The organism is Tenacibaculum pacificus, assembly GCF_027941775.1.
Lineage (GTDB): Bacteria > Bacteroidota > Bacteroidia > Flavobacteriales > Flavobacteriaceae > Polaribacter > Polaribacter pacificus_A.
The window spans coordinates 2,272,572-2,288,423 of record NZ_CP115917.1 but is presented as its reverse complement, the minus strand read 5'-3'; the positions used below and the strand labels follow the sequence as shown (position 1 = coordinate 2,288,423).

Sequence of the window (15,852 nt, the reverse complement as noted above, 5' to 3'; positions counted from 1 at the left end):
TTTAATCAAAAAACTGTAAAATTATATTTTAAAAGAACAAAAACAGATGAAAATTATAAAAACAGTAAACGGAAAAACTCCGCAAATTCCTTCAGATTGTTATGTAGCAGAAAATGCAACAATTGTTGGCGATGTACAAATGGGAAAAGAGTGTAGTGTTTGGTTTAATGCCGTAATTAGAGGTGATGTACATTATATAAAAATGGGCGATAAAGTAAACATTCAAGATGGAGCAATAGTTCACGCAACATATCAAAAATCGCCAACAACCATAGGAAATAATGTATCAGTAGGACATAATGCAATTGTACACGGTTGTACTATTCATGACAATGTTTTAATTGGTATGGGAAGTATTATTATGGATGATTGTGTTGTAGAATCAAACTCAATTATTGCAGCAGGTGCTGTAGTTACTAAAAATACTCGTGTAGAAAGTGGAAGTATTTATGCTGGTGTTCCTGCTAAAAAAGTAAAAGATATATCAAAAGAATTAATTTCAGGAGAAATTGATAGAATCGCTAATAATTATGTAGAGTATTCGAGCTGGTTTAAAGAAGAAAAATAATTTGTATTTTAAACCTATTAAATAAATTTAAAGATTCCCTTTTAATAAAAAGGGAATCTTTAAATTTATTATTCTCTGTGTTTTTCTTTTTTATTATTTTTATGATGCTTACGTTTTTTATGCATTTTTCTATCACTTATTTTTTCAAAACGTTCGTATTGCTTTTTATCTAAAATACGTTTCATTTCAGCTTTAAAAGCAATTTTAGCATCTAATATTTGTACTTCTTTATTAAAACGCTCGTTAGCTGATAATTTTGCATTCTTTTTACCAGCTTCTTTCATTCCTTTTCTTTTTTCGTGCATAACTTTACGTTTTGCAATATTATCGGCTAATAAAGGCTTTATTTGATTTTGTTGTGCATTAGTTAAATCTAACTTTAAAGTCATTCTTTTAACAGCAAGTGTTGTTTGTTGTTCTATTGTAAATTGTTCTAATTTATGATGTTTTCCTTTTTGAGCCTGTATTGTAAAAATAAATCCAAGGGCTAAAACGCATACTGCTATTATTTTTTTCATTTTGATAAAATTTAAATTTTTTATATATCTATGACTAGTATTTTTTTTAATGGTTTAAACTTAAAATAAATATTAACACTTTTTAACATTTTAAGAATTCTTTTTATGATGATGATAAAGGAAAGAAGTTGTTAAAAACAAAAAAACCTGAACAAATAAATGTTCAGGTTTTTGCGGTGGTGCCTCCAGGAATCGAACCAGGGACACAAGGATTTTCAGTCCTTTGCTCTACCAACTGAGCTAAGGCACCGTTGTGCTTATATAAAAGTAACAAATAAATTTAGCAATTTTGCAATTGAAAAAATTATTGTGGTGCCTCCAGGAATCGAACCAGGGACACAAGGATTTTCAGTCCTTTGCTCTACCAACTGAGCTAAGGCACCAGTTTGCTACTTTCGTTTAGCGGGTGCAAATATACAACACTTTTTTACTTTACCAAATTTTTTAAACATATTTTTATTAAAAAAATGTAGTGTAAATTTGGAATCTAAATATTTTTAAAGATGAATTTGATTATTGATATAGGAAATACAAGAGGTAAGTTAGCTGTTTTTGAGCAGGATAAGTTGATAGAAGTTATTGTTTTTGATAAAGAAAAAATAGTGTCAGAAATAAAAAAAAATATTTTAAAATTTTCTGTTTCAGCTAGTATTATGTCTTCTGTGGCAATAATTTCAGAAAAAACACAAAACGAAATAATTGAACTCTTACATCCGGTTTTTTTAAACTCTCAGACAAAAGTACCTTTTAAAAACTGTTATGGAACTCCAAAAACTTTGGGTGTTGATAGAATTGCGCTCGCAGCAGCTGCTGTAAAAATGTATCCGAAGAAAAATGTTTTAGTTATTGATGCGGGAACTTGTATCACTTTTGATTTTATAAACAATAAAAATGAGTATTTAGGAGGTGCAATTTCTCCAGGTATTGCCATGCGATATAAAGCTTTGCATCATTTTACATCTAAATTACCTTTATTAACTTTAGAAACATCTTCTAATTTGATTGGAATCAATACAAATACGTCTATACATTCGGGAGTTATAAATGGCGTATGCAATGAAATAGACGGTGTTATCGATCAATATAAAAAAAAGTATGGCAATTTAACAGTTGTTTTAACAGGAGGAGACACATATTTCTTGGCTAAACAATTAAAAAGTGGCATATTTGCCCATCCAAATTTTGTTTTGGAAGGATTACATACTGTTTTGAAATATAATTTAACGAATGATTAAGAAACTGATAGGCGTAGTACTTGTATTTAGCGCAATAACAATATCTGCACAAAAAAATAGTGCATCACCTTATTCTTACTTTGGAATTGGTGAAACTTTTGAAGCAGTAACAGTAGAGCAAGCTTCTATGGGAGGAATTGGAGTTGCTTTAAAAGAAAAACATCACTTAAACTTTATAAATCCCGCAGCAAATGCAGATTTAAGAGTCGCTACTTACGCTATTGGTGGTAGTTCAAATTTTTTAACACTTGAAAAAGAAAACATATCTCAATCAGGAAGTTCAACAAGTTTACGATATGTTTCTTTAGGATTTCCATTAGGTAAAAAAGCAGGTTTGTCTGTAGGTTTACAGCCATTTACATCTGTAGGTTATTCTATGTTAGATACTAAAAATGAAGATGATGTTACATTGTTTACTGGAGAAGGAGGAGTAAATAAGATATATGCTAGTTTTGGTATGTATATTGTTGAAGGACTTTCAGTAGGTTTAGAGGCTGGTTATGTTTTTGGTAACTTAGAAAAAAGTATTTTAAACCAGAGAGCTAGTACTGCCTTAGCAACAAAATATCAAGAAAAAGTAGATGTAAGAGGAGGTGAATTTAAATTAGGTGCACAATATAAAAGAGTATTAAAAAATAAAATAAACTTATATACAGGTGCTTCTTTTACATTGAAAAGTGATTTTTCTGTTAAAGGAAACGAAAAGATGTATTCACTGGCTTTAACTAATACAAAAAAAGAAATAGTAAGAGATGAGTTATTTAATAGATCTGTAAACGGAGACGTAACTATTCCTTTAAAAAGTGTTTTTGGTTTTGGTTTAGGAAAAGACAATAAATGGTATATTGGTGTTAATCAGGAATTTAAAAGCTCGTTAAGCACTAGTAATTCATTAGTTTCTGATGGAAGTGGGTATAAATATGATGATTCAAGTAAATTATCAATAGGAGGGTATTTTATTCCTAAAATAAATTCAATATCAAACTATTGGGACAGAGTTACCTATAGAGGAGGTTTACGTTTTGAAGACACAGGTTTATTGATACAAACAGGAACTGATTTTACTGTAATAAAAGATTTTGGCATAAATGTTGGTGTAGGTTTACCACTGCCAAGACAATTATCAAATGTAAACATTGGGTTTGAGTACGGGCAAAGAGGAACAACTAACAATAATTTAATCAAAGAAAAATATTTTAACGTTAGGTTGAGTTTATCTTTGAATAGTGTGAAGTGGTTCAATAAAAGAAAAATAGATTAATCAAATAAAAACGAATAATAGGATGAAAAAAATTACGTATTTGCTAACAGGATTATTTTTGTTTGTAGCCGTAAATGGTGTTAAGGCACAAGCGAGTCAAGATTGTAATATGAAATACAATCTTTTTAAAGGAGACACTAAGACAAAGAAATATGATGCTGCCAAAACGAATTTAGAGTACCTATTAACAAATTGTCCTAAACTATCTGTTAATATTTATAAATACGGAGAAAAAATTGCAATAAAAACAAAAGATCCTGTATTAGCTAAAAGAATTTATGAAGCTAGATTTGTTAATTTCCCTGTAAAAGGAGCTGCAAAAGCACATAGTAATTATGCAACTTACTTAATAAATAATAAATTAGCGACTGATGAAGAAGTTTTTGTATACTTAAAGAAAGCATATGATATTTCTCCTAAAGATATGAGTGTGAAAAATATTTTTAGATATTTTGAAACAATCGCAGAAACAAATAAAGATACAAATCCTCAAAAAGTTTTTGATACTTATGATGACGTAATGGAATCTGTAGAAGAAAAATTAGAAGATTATAATAAAAAGATAGCTAAATTACAAGCTAAAGATTCTTTAGGTACTATTGGAGCTAGAGAAAAAAGAAATTTAAAAGCTTTTACAATTAACTCTACTTCTTTAGGTCAAGTAGAAGGAGGTTTAGATGCAATGATTTCTAAAATAGCAACACGTGAGAGATTAATTCCTATTTATACTAGAGATTTTGAAGGAAACAAAACTGATGGAGTTTGGTTAAAAAGAGCTGTTTCAAGAATGTATAACAAAGGATGTCAAACAGATCCCTTATTTGAAAAGTTAGCAAATGCATATGCTGAAACTACGCAATCTGCTGATGCTTATAATTTCTTAGCAGGAGTTTTAGCTAAAAATGGAGATAGAAAAGGAGCTGCTGAAATGAAAAACAAAGCTTTTGAGTTAGAAACAGATCCGTTTAAAAAAGCAAAGTATAAATTAAGAGAAGCGCAAAGTGCAGGGGGTAGTAGAGCTAGAGCTTTAGCCTATGAAGCTTTAAAGTACAATCCTAATATGGGGAAAGCTTATTTATTAATAGCTAGCTTATATCAAAAAAGCGCAAACTCTTGTGGTAGTGATGAATTTGAAAAAAGAATGGTATATGTAGCAGCTTTAAATAAAGCTCAAAAAGCTCAAAAAGTAGATCCAGGATGTGGTGCTGGTAGATATATTTCTAGTTATAGAAAAAATATGCCATCAAAAAAATTAATTTTCCAAAAAGGTGTTGCTTCAGGAGCAACTCATAAAATTGGATGTTGGATTGGTGAAACTGTTCGTATTCCATAATAAATGAAATCATACGTAACAAATATCTATAATAGCATTGCTACCATTTTTTTGGTAGCAATGCTTTTTTCTTGTGTGAATTCTAAAAAAGAGGTTCGAGATTTTTTAGCAGATAAGAATATGCCAGTAGGAACTGCCAAAAATATTTATCACATTAAAAAAGATTCAGGAAAAATAACGTCGAAAACAAAAGCACCTATTTTTCACGATTTTTCTAATCGTAAACAACACCCGTATACTGAGTTTCCTAAAGGAATTGAAATTATTTCTATTGATAAATCAGAAAAAGATTCAACAAGTATTACAGGAAATTATGCGATAACATATAATAAAACTGCAATTTCTGAAATTAAAGGAAATGTAGTTATTTTAAATTATAACGAAAATACCAAGTTAGAAACGAATCAATTATTTTGGGATCAAAAAGAACATTATTTCTTTACAGAAGATGGTTTTAGATTGACAACATTACAAGACACTATTAATGGTTTTGGATTTGAATCAAAAGAAAATTTAACAAAATGGATTGCTAAAGATATTACAGGTAATCTGCAAGCAAATCAAAAATAAATAAAATAGATGAACACTTTTTGGAAATATTTACAATACGGTTACTTAGTTATTGGAGTGATTTTTTTTGTTGAAGGAATTTTAAAATTTAATTCTGATAGACAAGAAGCATTTATTATGTTTGGTTTTGGTATCTTTATTACTTTAATTTTCTTTTTTAAACGTCATTTTAGAAAAAAAATAGCAAAGAGAAATCAACAAAAATAATGGAATTTGAAATCATTGTAATTTTTGTATCTATATTATTTTCAGCCTTTTTTTCAGGAATGGAAATAGCTTTTATTTCTGCCAATAAATTACATATTGAGTTAGAAAAAAAAGAGCAGGTTTTTTACCTAAAATATTAGCTGTACTTACCGAAAAATCTTCAAAGTTTATAACCACAATGTTGGTTGGTAATAATGTTGCGTTGGTAATTTATAGTTATTTTATGGGGAGATTATTAATGAATTGGTTTCAAATGGCGTTACCAAGCAATATTACTTTTATAAATTATTTGTTAGATGATTTAAGTTTATTAACTCAAACAATAATTTCTACAATCGTTATTTTAGTAACAGCAGAATTTTTACCTAAAACAATGTTTCGAATTTATGCGAACGAAATGCTTAAATTTTTTGTATTTCCTGCATATATTTTTTATTTATTATTTTACGGAATTACTTGGGTTATAACTCAAATTTCAGATTTTTTTCTTTTTCTTATCTTCAGAATAAAAGAAGATGAACTTAAAACCGAGTTTAGTAAAGAAGAGTTAAGAAATTATATTTTAGAAGAATTAGATAGAGGAAATGATGATGATACTGTTGATTCTGAAATTCAGATTTTTCAAAATGCATTAGAATTTCATAAGGTAAAAGCTCGTGAAATTATGGTGCCTCGAACCGAAATTATGGCTATTGATATGCATGAATCGGTAGAAACGCTTAAAAATATATTTATAACAACTGGTTTCTCTAAAATTTTGGTTTATAAAAATTCATTAGATGATATTTTAGGATACGTAAATGCTTTTGAATTATTTAAAAACCCGATATCAATTAAATCAATATTGTTACCTGTTGAGTTTGTGCCAGAATCAATGATTATCAACGATGTTTTAAATAGTTTGATGAAAAAAAGAAAAAGTATTGCTGTTGTTGTTGATGAATATGGTGGTACTTCAGGTATTATTACTGTTGAAGATGTAGTTGAAGAGTTATTTGGCGAAATTGAAGATGAACACGATAATCAAGAGTTTTTAGAAGAAAAGATTAATAATCATGAATTTAATTTTTCGGCACGTTTAGAGGTCGATTATTTAAATGAAGAGTACGATTTAAATATTCCAAAAGAAGAAGCATACGAAACTTTAGGTGGTTTTATTATAAATCATACCGAAACAATACCTGAGCAAGGCGATGTTTTACAGCTAGATAAATTGTATATAAAAATATTAAAAGTAAGTGCCACAAAAATTGACGATCTGTATTTAAAAGTAATAGATAAAGACGATTTTAAAAAACACGAATAGTTATAAAGTATAGTTCCTTGAAAAACAGCTTTAAAAAACATTGTTTTATTTAAAGTGAAATTGTATTTTCGCTCACTGTTAATAAAATAAATAACGTATGGCAATCTTATCGAAAATTAGAGAACGTTCAATGTTCTTAATTCTTGTAATTGGTTTAGCACTTTTTGCTTTTGTATTAGACCCTTCTACAATATCAGACTTTTTTAATGCAAGTAAAGTAAATGAAATTGGCGAAGTAAACGGAGAAACTATCTCTCGTCAAGAATTTGCAGAAGCTTTAGATGCATATAAAACACAAACTGGTAACCGTGTTTCTGAAATGCAAGCAGCAAAAACTGTTTGGGGTAACATTATTAGACAACGAATTTATAAAACTCAGTTAGAGGAAGCAGGAATTACTGTAGGTGATGCTGATATTATGAATAAGTTATATGAAACTGAATTCATACAAAATGATCCAAAGTTTCAAACATCTAATATTTTAGATAAAAATAAACTGAAAAGTTATTTAGCTACAATTAAAGAAGAGAATGGTGCTGATTGGAGAAATTGGCAAAACTACATGTCTTCACTAAAAAATAATCTTGAAAAAACAGCATACGACAATCTTGTTGCTGCTGGTTTAGGAGCTTCATTAAAAGAAGGAGAAGCACAGTATTTAATTGAAAATACTAAAATTTCTGGTAAATATGTATATGTTCCTTATACTTCAATTGCTGATGATTTAGTAGATTTAAAACAAAGCGATATTAAAAGTTATATTACGAAGCATTCACAAGAATTTCAAGTGCCTGCCTCAAGAGATATTAACTTTGTAAAGTTTGACATTAAAGCTACAACTGAAGATGAAGCAGCTATTAAAGCACAAGTTGCTAAATTAATTGAAGATTCAGTTACTAAAGCAAATGTTTCTGTAAAAGGATTAAAAAATACTACTGATTATACTACGTTTTTATCAGAAAATGATTCTGATGTAACATTAGATACTAACTATAAATTTAAATCTCAAGTACCACAAGGAATTGCTGAAGCTATTTTTACAGGTAAACAAGGCGATGTTTTTGGTCCTTATAAAGATGCAAATCAATTTAAATTATCAAAAATAACAGCAGTTGTTCAATTACCAGATTCTGCTAAGGCAAGTCATATTTTAATTCCTTTTGTTGGAGCTTCTAGTGCAGATGCTACAGTTACTCAAACAGAAGTAGAAGCAAAACAAACTGCTGATAGTTTATTAGCAATAGTAAAAGGAAGTAAAGCAAAATTTGCTGATTTAGCAAAACAATTTTCTTCGGATAAAGGTTCTGCTGAAAAAGGTGGTTTTTATGATTGGTTTGGTTACAATAGAATGGTGCCATCTTTTAGAGATTTCGTTTTTGAAGGTAAAAAAGATGCTGTAGGAGTTGTAAAATCTCAATTTGGTTTTCATGTAATTAAAATTGATGGTCAGAAGAATTTTCAATCAGTTGTTAAATTAGCTACATTTGGACGTAAAATAGTTGCTTCTGAAGCAACAGAAAATGTTGTTTTTCAAAATGCTGAAGCTTTTGCTTTAGAATTAGCAAATGGTAAAAGTTTTGAAGAAGTTGTAAAAGATAAAAAATTAACTTCTCAGCCAGCAATTGGTTTAAAGCCTTTAGATGAAACAGTTGCAGGTATTGGTAACGAAAGAGAAATTATTACTTGGTCTTTTGATAAAGATGTTAAAGAAGGTAGTTCTAAACGTTTTGATATTGAAGGAGGATATGTAGTAGCTACTTTAACTAATAAAACTAAAAAAGGTTTAATGTCTGCTGAAAAAGCAACTTCAAAAGTACGTCCTATTTTAACAAATCAAAGAAAAGCAGAATTAATTGAAGCAAAAATTAAAGGAGCTACTTTAGATGAGATAGCTAAATCGGTTTCTGTAACAGTTAAAAATGCTACGGATGTAAACTTACAGTCTCCAACAATTTCTGGTGTAGGGTATGAGCCTAAAATAGTAGGAGCAATGCTTAACGCTAAAGAAAATACAGTTGTTAAAAATGTTTCAGGTGATAAAGGAGTTTTTGCTTTTGAAGTAGTTTCTAAAAAATTACCAACAGCTTTACCAAACTATGATTCTTTTAGAAATCGTTTAGTTAACGAAAGAAAAAATAAAACTTTTCAAATGTATGAAGCTATTAAAAAAGCGTCTGACATTCAAGATAACATGACTTCTTTTTACGGAATTTAGTAGTTATATAAATTAATTTTATAAAAAAGCCGAACTTATTTAGTTCGGTTTTTTTTTAGAACCTATTTAAATTTTGACTAAAGTATTTTTTTATATCTAAACGTCACGCTGAATTTATTTCAGCATCGCATAAAGAGAAGAACTACGGCAAATCAGGATATGAAACTGAAATAAATTTAGTTTGAGAGATTCTGTTTTTTAGATATAAAGTATTTTTAATTAAGTTATTAGTAGTATTAAAAACTATTTAACGCTTTTGTAATTTAGTTAATATGCCTAGCCCCGATTGAAGCAATTGTTTGAGCTCTTTTTTATTTTTCTTTTGAAAAAATAAAAAAAGCGAGTGCGGAAAGCGGGAAATAGCTTCAAAAAAAAAGACAATCTCTAACGAGATTGCCTTTTAAAAAAATGTATTTTAAAATATTCTAAGCATTTAAAGGCTTACCATCCCAAGCTCCTTTTGCAGCTTCTTTAACAGCTTCTGAATATGTCGGGTGACCATGACAAATTCTTGCTAAATCTTCAGCAGATGCTCTAAATTCCATTGCAACGGCAGCTTCCATAATTAAATCGGCAACACGTGCACCAACCATATGAACTCCTAAAATTTCATCAGTATTTTTATCAGCTAAAACTTTTACAAAACCGTCTAAATCTCCACTAGCTCTAGAACGACCTAAAGCACGCATAGAAAATTTACCAACTTTATAAGCAACATCAGCATCTTTTAATTCTTGTTCTGTTTTACCAACAGCCGCAACTTCTGGCCAAGTATAAACAATACCAGGAATTAAATTATAATCAATATGAGGTTTTTGTCCTGCTAAGTATTCAGCAACAACAACACCCTCTTCTTCCGCTTTATGTGCTAACATTGCTCCACGAACAACATCACCAATAGCATAAATATTAGAAACACTTGTTTGTAAATGGTCATTTACATCAACCATTCCTCTTTCAGTAACTTTTACACCAGCTTTTTCTAACCCTAAACCTTCAGTATAAGATTTACGACCAACAGCAACTAAACAGTAATCACCAGTAAAAGTAACTTCTTCACCTTTTTTGTTAGTAGCTTTTACGATAACTTCATCACCGTTTCTTTCAACAGAAGTAACACCATGATTGGCGTTAATCTTCATACCTTGTTTCTTTAAAACTTTAGTAAGTTCTTTAGAAACATCAGCATCCATAGTAGGTGTAATTTTTGGGGCATATTCAATTACTGTTACATCAGCACCTAAACGCTTGTAAACAGAACCTAATTCTAATCCAATAACTCCACCACCAATAACTAATAAGTGCTTAGGAACTTCTTTTAATTTCAAAGCTTCAGTAGAAGTAATAACACGCTCTTTATCTAATTTGATAAAAGGTAATGTACTAGGTTTAGAACCTGTAGCAATAATAATATTAGTTCCTTCAATTACTTCAGAAGTACCATCATTTTTAGTAACTTTTACGTGTGTAGCATCTTCAAAAGAACCTAAACCTTCACGAACAGTAATTAAGTTTTTGTCCATTAAGTATTTAATTCCACCAGTTGTAGTTTCTACAATTTTAGCTTTACGATCAACCATTTTTCCAAAATCGAAAGATGGCTTTTCTACTGTAATTCCATGCTCATCAAAATGATTCACAGCATCATAATAATGATGAGAAGAATCTAATAAAGCTTTAGAAGGAATACATCCTACATTTAAACAAGTACCTCCTAAAGTTGAGTATTTTTCGATAATAGCTACTTTTGATCCTAATTGTGCAGCTCTAATGGCAGAAATATATCCACCAGGACCAGAACCGATAACGATTAAATCGTATTTCATAAGTTGTATTTTTATTATTTATGTATATCTGATAAAACTTACTATTTTATCAGTTTATATTTAGTTTTTTGTAATAATAGATGCAAAATTACATATAAAAGTTGATTTGTTGAAGTATGTATTCGATTACTTTTTATCAAAAAATAACATTAAATACGCTAACTTTGAGCTTTATGAAGCAATTATTAATTATCGGTTATGTTTGGGTAGAACCAAATTCTTCGGCTGCAGGAAGCAGAATGTTACAATTAATTGAATTATTTAAAAAAAATAATTACAAAATAACTTTTGCATCACCAGCACAAAAAGGCGAAAAGGCATTAAATTTATCAGAAATTGATGTAAATGAAGCTTCAATTGAATTAAATTCAGCTTCTTTTGATTATTTTATCAAAAATCTAAATCCTACTATTGTATTGTTTGACCGTTTTATGATGGAAGAACAATTTGGTTGGCGAGTTGCCGAAAACTGCCCAAATGCACTACGTATTTTAGATACTGAAGATTTACATTTTTTACGTAAAACTCGTCATCAGCAATTAAAAAAAGGACAAAATTTTTCTACGGATGCTTTATTAAAATCTACAGATGCAAAACGAGAAATAGCCTCAATTTTAAGATGTGATTTGAGTTTGATTATTTCAACTTATGAAATGAAATTGCTTCAAGATGTTTTTAAAATCGATGAAAATTTACTGTATCATTTGCCTTTTCTATTAGATAAACTCGATGAGAAAGTCATCAATAATTGGAAACCTTTTGATGAGCGAGTACATTTTATATTTATCGGGAACTTTTTTCACGCTCCAAATGTTGATGCTGTTTTACAATTAAAAAATGAAGTTTGGCAATTGATTCGAAAACAAATTCCAAAAGCCGAAATTCATATTTATGGAGCGTATGCAACGCAACAAATAAATCAATTACATAATAAAAAAGATGGATTCTTAGTAAAAGGTTTTTCTACGGATGCGATGGAAGTTGTAAAAAATGCAAAAGTTGTTTTAGCTCCAATACGTTTTGGAGCAGGAATAAAAGGAAAATTAACCGAAGCAATGATTTGTGGAACACCAAGTATTACAACAAATATTGGAGCAGAGGGAATGCACGATGATTTTCAGTGGAATGGTTTTATTGAAGATGATTTTAATGAATTTGCTAAGAAAGCAATAGCGATTTATTCAGATGAAAACCTTTGGAAAGCATCACAAAAAAACGGTATAGAAATCATCAATACTATTTATGATAAAGAAAAAATTGAAGTTCTTTTTATAAATCAGCTAAAAAAATCGAAGAAAACTTAGACGAACATCGAACAAAAAATTTCCTTGGAAGTTTATTACAGCATCAAACATTACAAGCTACAAAATATATGAGCAAGTGGATTGAAGCTAAGAATAAAGTTTAATTCTTTGAGCGTTGATAATTTAAAGGTAACATATTTGAAAAAGCTTCAAAAGCCCAATAACCTTCATTAAAAATAGCATTAGGGTTTACAAGTATTCCTGTATTATCAATTAAAGCCTTACTATTTAATAATACAATATTTGAAGTTTGTACACCTGATGCTTTTTTAAGTTTACCAAACATACCTAGTAGGTAATTATGTTCTTCGGGTTCTTTGGTATAAATAACCATTAAGTAATTTTCGAAATTTAAAAAAACATCATCTTTTTTTATTGAAAGAATATCTTTGTAAGGAATATTTTTTTTGTACAAATAATCATGATATTTAGGAAGCTTTGATTTTTGTAAGATTGATAAAGCATTGTCTAAAGGAGTTTTAATTTCAGTAATTTTTTTAGAGTAATCTATTTTGTTGTTATATAATAAAACGAGTTCTCTTGCCCTTTTAATTTCTTGTTCAGAAGGCCTTTCAGGGTTTGAAATTCGTTTGAATTGATTTATAACGAATCCTTCTTTTTTTATTTCTTTAGAAATTAAGCTTCTTAAAAAGTGCATTTGAGAACCATTATAAGCTTCTAATCTGTTTTTTTTCCATTTTTTACGAGTAGTTTTTCTAAGGCTTTTATATTGTGCATATCCGCTAAAAAATAATTGTTGTCCTTTTAGTGTAAAATCAACTAAATCATAGTTTATTAGATAACCTAATCCGTTGTGTTTTATTTTTAGAGGTTTTTTAGCTGTGGCCGTTAGGGTATTTGTTTTAGGACTATATGTGAAATGCAAATCCTTTTCATTTAAAATTTTACAATCTTTAGCTAATTTACTTCTGCCTAAGAAAGCTTGTTTAAATCGTGATAAATTGTATTTCCAGTCGGCATCATATATTGTTTTTTGAAGAACAACTTCATCTAGAATATTAGCTTCAGGAAGTAAGTTAAAAGTTAAAAAGTTAATATTAGAAGTGGATTCAATTAGAAGTGTTTCGGTTTTATAGCCTAAATAAGAAACAATTAAATTGTAATTACCATCATCAATTTTTAATTGAAATTCACCTTTTTTATTTGTGATTGTTCCAATAGTAGTGTTGTTTAAGTAAACTGAAGCACCATCTAAAGGTTTATTTTCGATAGAAAAAACTTTTCCTTTAATGTAAAATTGTGCTTGTAAATGAATAGTTCCAAAAATAAAAAAAAGTAAAATTAGTACTTGTTTTTTCAATGTTTTTCTCGAAAATACATTTTTTATTTAGATAAATCATAAAAAAAGCCTTTCGATTTAATTCGAAAGGCTTTTTAAAAATTTATAGTAATCCAGCACGTTTTAAAAGTGCATCTGGTTTTGGTTCTTTTCCTCGGAAGCGTTTGTATAATTCCATTGGTTTTTCTGTTCCTCCTTTTGAAAGTATATTTTCCTTAAATTTATTAGCAACTTCTTTGTTGAAAATTCCTTTTTCTAAGAAATATTCAAAAGCATCAGCATCTAAAACTTCTGCCCATTTATACGAATAATATCCAGCAGAATATCCTCCTTGAAAAATATGAGAAAAAGCTGTACTCATACAATTTTCGGCAACTTCAGGATATAATTTAGTACCAGCAAAAGCATTATTTTCAAATTCTTTAACCGATTTAATTGTTTCTGGTGATTTGTTACCGTGCCATTGCATGTCTAATAATCCAAAACTTAACTGACGTAAAGTTTGCATTCCTTCGTGAAAACTAGCCGATTCTTTAATTTTCTCAACATATTCCATTGGGATTGTTTCCCCAGTTTCATAATGTTTTGCAAATAATTCTAAAGCTTCTTTTTCGTAACACCAATTTTCTAAAACCTGACTTGGCAACTCTACAAAATCCCAAGAAACCGAAGTTCCTGATAAGCTTGTATAAGTTGTATTTGCTAACATTCCGTGAAGCGCGTGCCCAAATTCATGGAATAGGGTAGTAACTTCGTTAAAAGTTAATAAAGAAGGTTTTGTTTCGGTTGGTTTGGTAAAATTACAAACAATAGAAACTTGCGGACGCTCGTTAATATCATTTTTAATTTGTTGTGATTTATATGAAGTCATCCAAGCACCATTTCTTTTTCCTTTTCTTGGGTGAAAATCAGCATAAAAATGCGATACAAAATTTCCGTTTGCATCGGTAACATTGTATGTTTTTACATCTTCACGATATTTATCGATAGTAGTAATTTCTTCAAATTTTAAATCGAATAATTTATTGGCGATTTCAAAAGCACCATCAATTACATTTTCTAATTTAAAATATGGCTTCAATAATTCTTGGTCTAAAGAAAAAAGTTCTTTCTTTAATTTTTCAGAATAATAAGCGCCATCCCATTTTTGAAGCTCATCGATATCGTCTAATTTTTTAGCATAGGCTTCTAAATTATCAAATTCACGTTTTGCAGCAGGTTTTGCTTTTTTCAATAAATCGTTAGAAAATGATAAAACTTTTTCAGGATTTTCCGCCATTCTTTCTTCTAAAACAAAATGAGCATGGGTTTTATAACCTAATAAATTAGCTCTTTTATAACGAAGATTTACAATGTCTAAAACGACTTGTTCATTGTTATATTTGTTGTCTTGAAATGCTTTTTTACCAGCTGAAATAGCGAATTTTTTACGTAATTCTCGGTTATCAGCATAAGTCATAAAAGGAATATAACTTGGATAATCTAATGTGAAAATCCAACCTTCTTTTTCTTTTGATTTTGCAATTTCTGCAGCTGCTTCTTTTACACTTTCTGGTAATCCTGATAAATCATTTTCATCAATTAAATGCATTTCAAAAGCATTGGTTTCTGCTAAAACATTTTCACCAAATTGTAACGAAAGCTTCGATAATTCTGCATCAATTTTACGCAATTCTGTTTTATCAGCATCGTTTAAATTAGCTCCATTTCTAGCAAAACTCTTGTATTGTTTATCTAATAAAGTATTTTGTTCTGGTGTTAAATTTAAAGAATCTTTAGTTTGATAAACACTTTTTACTCTATTAAAAAGAGCTTGATTTAAAGTAATATCATTTCTGAACTCACTTAATAAAGGAGAAAGCTCTTTTGCTATTTTTTGAATTTCATCATTAGTTTCAGCAGAATTTAAATTGAAAAAAATTGATGTAATTTTATTTAATTTTTCCCCAGCAAAATCTAAAGTAACAGTTGTATTTTCAAATGATGGAACATCAGAATTTTTAACAATTGTGTTAATTTCTTCTTTTGCTAATTCGATTGCTTTTTCAATAGCTGGTTTATAGTGTTTTTCTTCTATTTGAGAAAAAGGAGGTGTTTTAAAATCTTGTAATAAAGGATTCATTAAATAAGTGTTTTTAAAATGAATAAAAAAGTAAAAATAACGAAATTTACTTGTAGTAAATAATGTATTGTTGCGTAAGTTTTTTAT

Annotated in this window: 12 protein-coding genes, 2 tRNA genes and 1 pseudogene; 9 read left to right on the top strand and 6 right to left on the bottom strand. The window is 29.0% G+C overall.

The genetic code is table 11. The features are described from left to right. Positions 1 to 46: 46 nt before the first annotated feature. Entirely contained in the window at positions 47 to 568 is a 522-nt protein-coding gene (locus tag PG913_RS10435) for a gamma carbonic anhydrase family protein (RefSeq protein ID WP_271230650.1), read from the top strand. A gap of 68 nt (positions 569 to 636) precedes the next feature. On the opposite strand, the gene PG913_RS10430 is transcribed toward PG913_RS10435, so the two are convergent. From PG913_RS10430 to PG913_RS10420, 3 genes are all read right to left on the bottom strand, one after another. Next, positions 637 to 1,086, bottom strand: a complete 450-nt coding sequence (locus PG913_RS10430) for a hypothetical protein (RefSeq protein ID WP_271230649.1) — start codon at positions 1,084 to 1,086, stop codon at positions 637 to 639. A gap of 177 nt (positions 1,087 to 1,263) precedes the next feature. Continuing rightward, positions 1,264 to 1,336 (bottom strand) — tRNA-Phe (locus PG913_RS10425). A gap of 60 nt (positions 1,337 to 1,396) precedes the next feature. Then, positions 1,397 to 1,469 (bottom strand) — tRNA-Phe (locus PG913_RS10420). Between the two features lie 120 nt (positions 1,470 to 1,589). On the opposite strand from PG913_RS10420, the gene PG913_RS10415 reads away from it, so the two are divergent. The 7 genes and pseudogenes from PG913_RS10415 to PG913_RS10385 all read left to right on the top strand — a co-directional run bounded on the left by PG913_RS10415 (position 1,590) and on the right by PG913_RS10385 (position 9,213). Then, entirely contained in the window at positions 1,590 to 2,321 is a 732-nt protein-coding gene (locus PG913_RS10415; RefSeq protein ID WP_271230648.1) for a type III pantothenate kinase, read from the top strand. Next, entirely contained in the window at positions 2,314 to 3,582 is a 1,269-nt protein-coding gene (locus PG913_RS10410) for a hypothetical protein (protein WP_271230647.1), read from the top strand. Before PG913_RS10415 ends, PG913_RS10410 begins: the two co-directional genes overlap by 8 nt. A 22-nt stretch (positions 3,583 to 3,604) precedes the next feature. Continuing rightward, positions 3,605 to 4,915 (top strand): hypothetical protein, encoded by a 1,311-nt coding sequence (locus tag PG913_RS10405; RefSeq protein ID WP_271230646.1) that lies wholly within the window; start codon positions 3,605 to 3,607, stop codon positions 4,913 to 4,915. A gap of 3 nt (positions 4,916 to 4,918) precedes the next feature. Continuing rightward, the gene (gene lptC / locus PG913_RS10400) at positions 4,919 to 5,485 is read left to right on the top strand and encodes an LPS export ABC transporter periplasmic protein LptC (protein WP_271230645.1); all 567 of its coding nucleotides are present in this window, start codon (positions 4,919 to 4,921) and stop codon (positions 5,483 to 5,485) included. Positions 5,486 to 5,494: 9 nt separating this feature from the next. Continuing rightward, positions 5,495 to 5,692, top strand: coding sequence for a hypothetical protein (locus PG913_RS10395; protein ID WP_271230644.1), 198 nt, complete (start codon positions 5,495 to 5,497; stop codon positions 5,690 to 5,692). Next, positions 5,692 to 6,998, top strand: a pseudogene (locus tag PG913_RS10390) (hemolysin family protein). Before PG913_RS10395 ends, PG913_RS10390 begins: the two are co-directional and overlap by 1 nt. 97 nt (positions 6,999 to 7,095) lie before the next feature. Beyond that, on the top strand, positions 7,096 to 9,213 hold the full coding sequence (locus PG913_RS10385) for a peptidylprolyl isomerase (protein WP_271230643.1): 2,118 nt from the start codon (positions 7,096 to 7,098) through the stop codon (positions 9,211 to 9,213). A gap of 425 nt (positions 9,214 to 9,638) precedes the next feature. On the opposite strand, the gene lpdA is transcribed toward PG913_RS10385, so the two are convergent. Next, positions 9,639 to 11,039, bottom strand: coding sequence for a dihydrolipoyl dehydrogenase (lpdA, locus tag PG913_RS10380; RefSeq protein WP_271230642.1), 1,401 nt, complete (start codon positions 11,037 to 11,039; stop codon positions 9,639 to 9,641). Positions 11,040 to 11,212: 173 nt separating this feature from the next. Between lpdA and PG913_RS10375 the strand changes: the two genes are divergently transcribed. Next, the gene (locus tag PG913_RS10375) at positions 11,213 to 12,343 is read left to right on the top strand and encodes a glycosyltransferase (RefSeq protein ID WP_333780758.1); all 1,131 of its coding nucleotides are present in this window, start codon (positions 11,213 to 11,215) and stop codon (positions 12,341 to 12,343) included. A gap of 100 nt (positions 12,344 to 12,443) precedes the next feature. Here PG913_RS10375 and PG913_RS10370 read toward each other — a convergent pair whose 3' ends face one another. Further along, a complete protein-coding gene (locus PG913_RS10370; RefSeq protein ID WP_271230641.1) occupies positions 12,444 to 13,664 on the bottom strand; it encodes a carboxypeptidase-like regulatory domain-containing protein in 1,221 nt (406 codons plus the stop codon). 82 nt (positions 13,665 to 13,746) lie between these two features. Continuing rightward, positions 13,747 to 15,765 (bottom strand): M3 family metallopeptidase, encoded by a 2,019-nt coding sequence (locus PG913_RS10365; RefSeq protein ID WP_271230640.1) that lies wholly within the window; start codon positions 15,763 to 15,765, stop codon positions 13,747 to 13,749. Positions 15,766 to 15,852: the final 87 nt, after the last annotated feature.

What these genes read in the sequence shown, in the direction of transcription:
- PG913_RS10365 (WP_271230640.1), bottom strand. Translation starts at nt 15,765, where the DNA reads ATGAATCCTTTATTACAAGATTTTAAAACACCTCCTTTTTCTCAAATA.
- PG913_RS10435 (WP_271230650.1), top strand. Translation starts at nt 47, where the DNA reads ATGAAAATTATAAAAACAGTAAACGGAAAAACTCCGCAAATTCCTTCA.
- PG913_RS10430 (WP_271230649.1), bottom strand. Translation starts at nt 1,086, where the DNA reads ATGAAAAAAATAATAGCAGTATGCGTTTTAGCCCTTGGATTTATTTTT.
- PG913_RS10395 (WP_271230644.1), top strand. Translation starts at nt 5,495, where the DNA reads ATGAACACTTTTTGGAAATATTTACAATACGGTTACTTAGTTATTGGA.
- lpdA (WP_271230642.1), bottom strand. Translation starts at nt 11,039, where the DNA reads ATGAAATACGATTTAATCGTTATCGGTTCTGGTCCTGGTGGATATATT.
- lptC (WP_271230645.1), top strand. Translation starts at nt 4,919, where the DNA reads ATGAAATCATACGTAACAAATATCTATAATAGCATTGCTACCATTTTT.
- PG913_RS10415 (WP_271230648.1), top strand. Translation starts at nt 1,590, where the DNA reads ATGAATTTGATTATTGATATAGGAAATACAAGAGGTAAGTTAGCTGTT.
- PG913_RS10410 (WP_271230647.1), top strand. Translation starts at nt 2,314, where the DNA reads ATGATTAAGAAACTGATAGGCGTAGTACTTGTATTTAGCGCAATAACA.
- PG913_RS10405 (WP_271230646.1), top strand. Translation starts at nt 3,605, where the DNA reads ATGAAAAAAATTACGTATTTGCTAACAGGATTATTTTTGTTTGTAGCC.
- PG913_RS10385 (WP_271230643.1), top strand. Translation starts at nt 7,096, where the DNA reads ATGGCAATCTTATCGAAAATTAGAGAACGTTCAATGTTCTTAATTCTT.
- PG913_RS10375 (WP_333780758.1), top strand. Translation starts at nt 11,213, where the DNA reads ATGAAGCAATTATTAATTATCGGTTATGTTTGGGTAGAACCAAATTCT.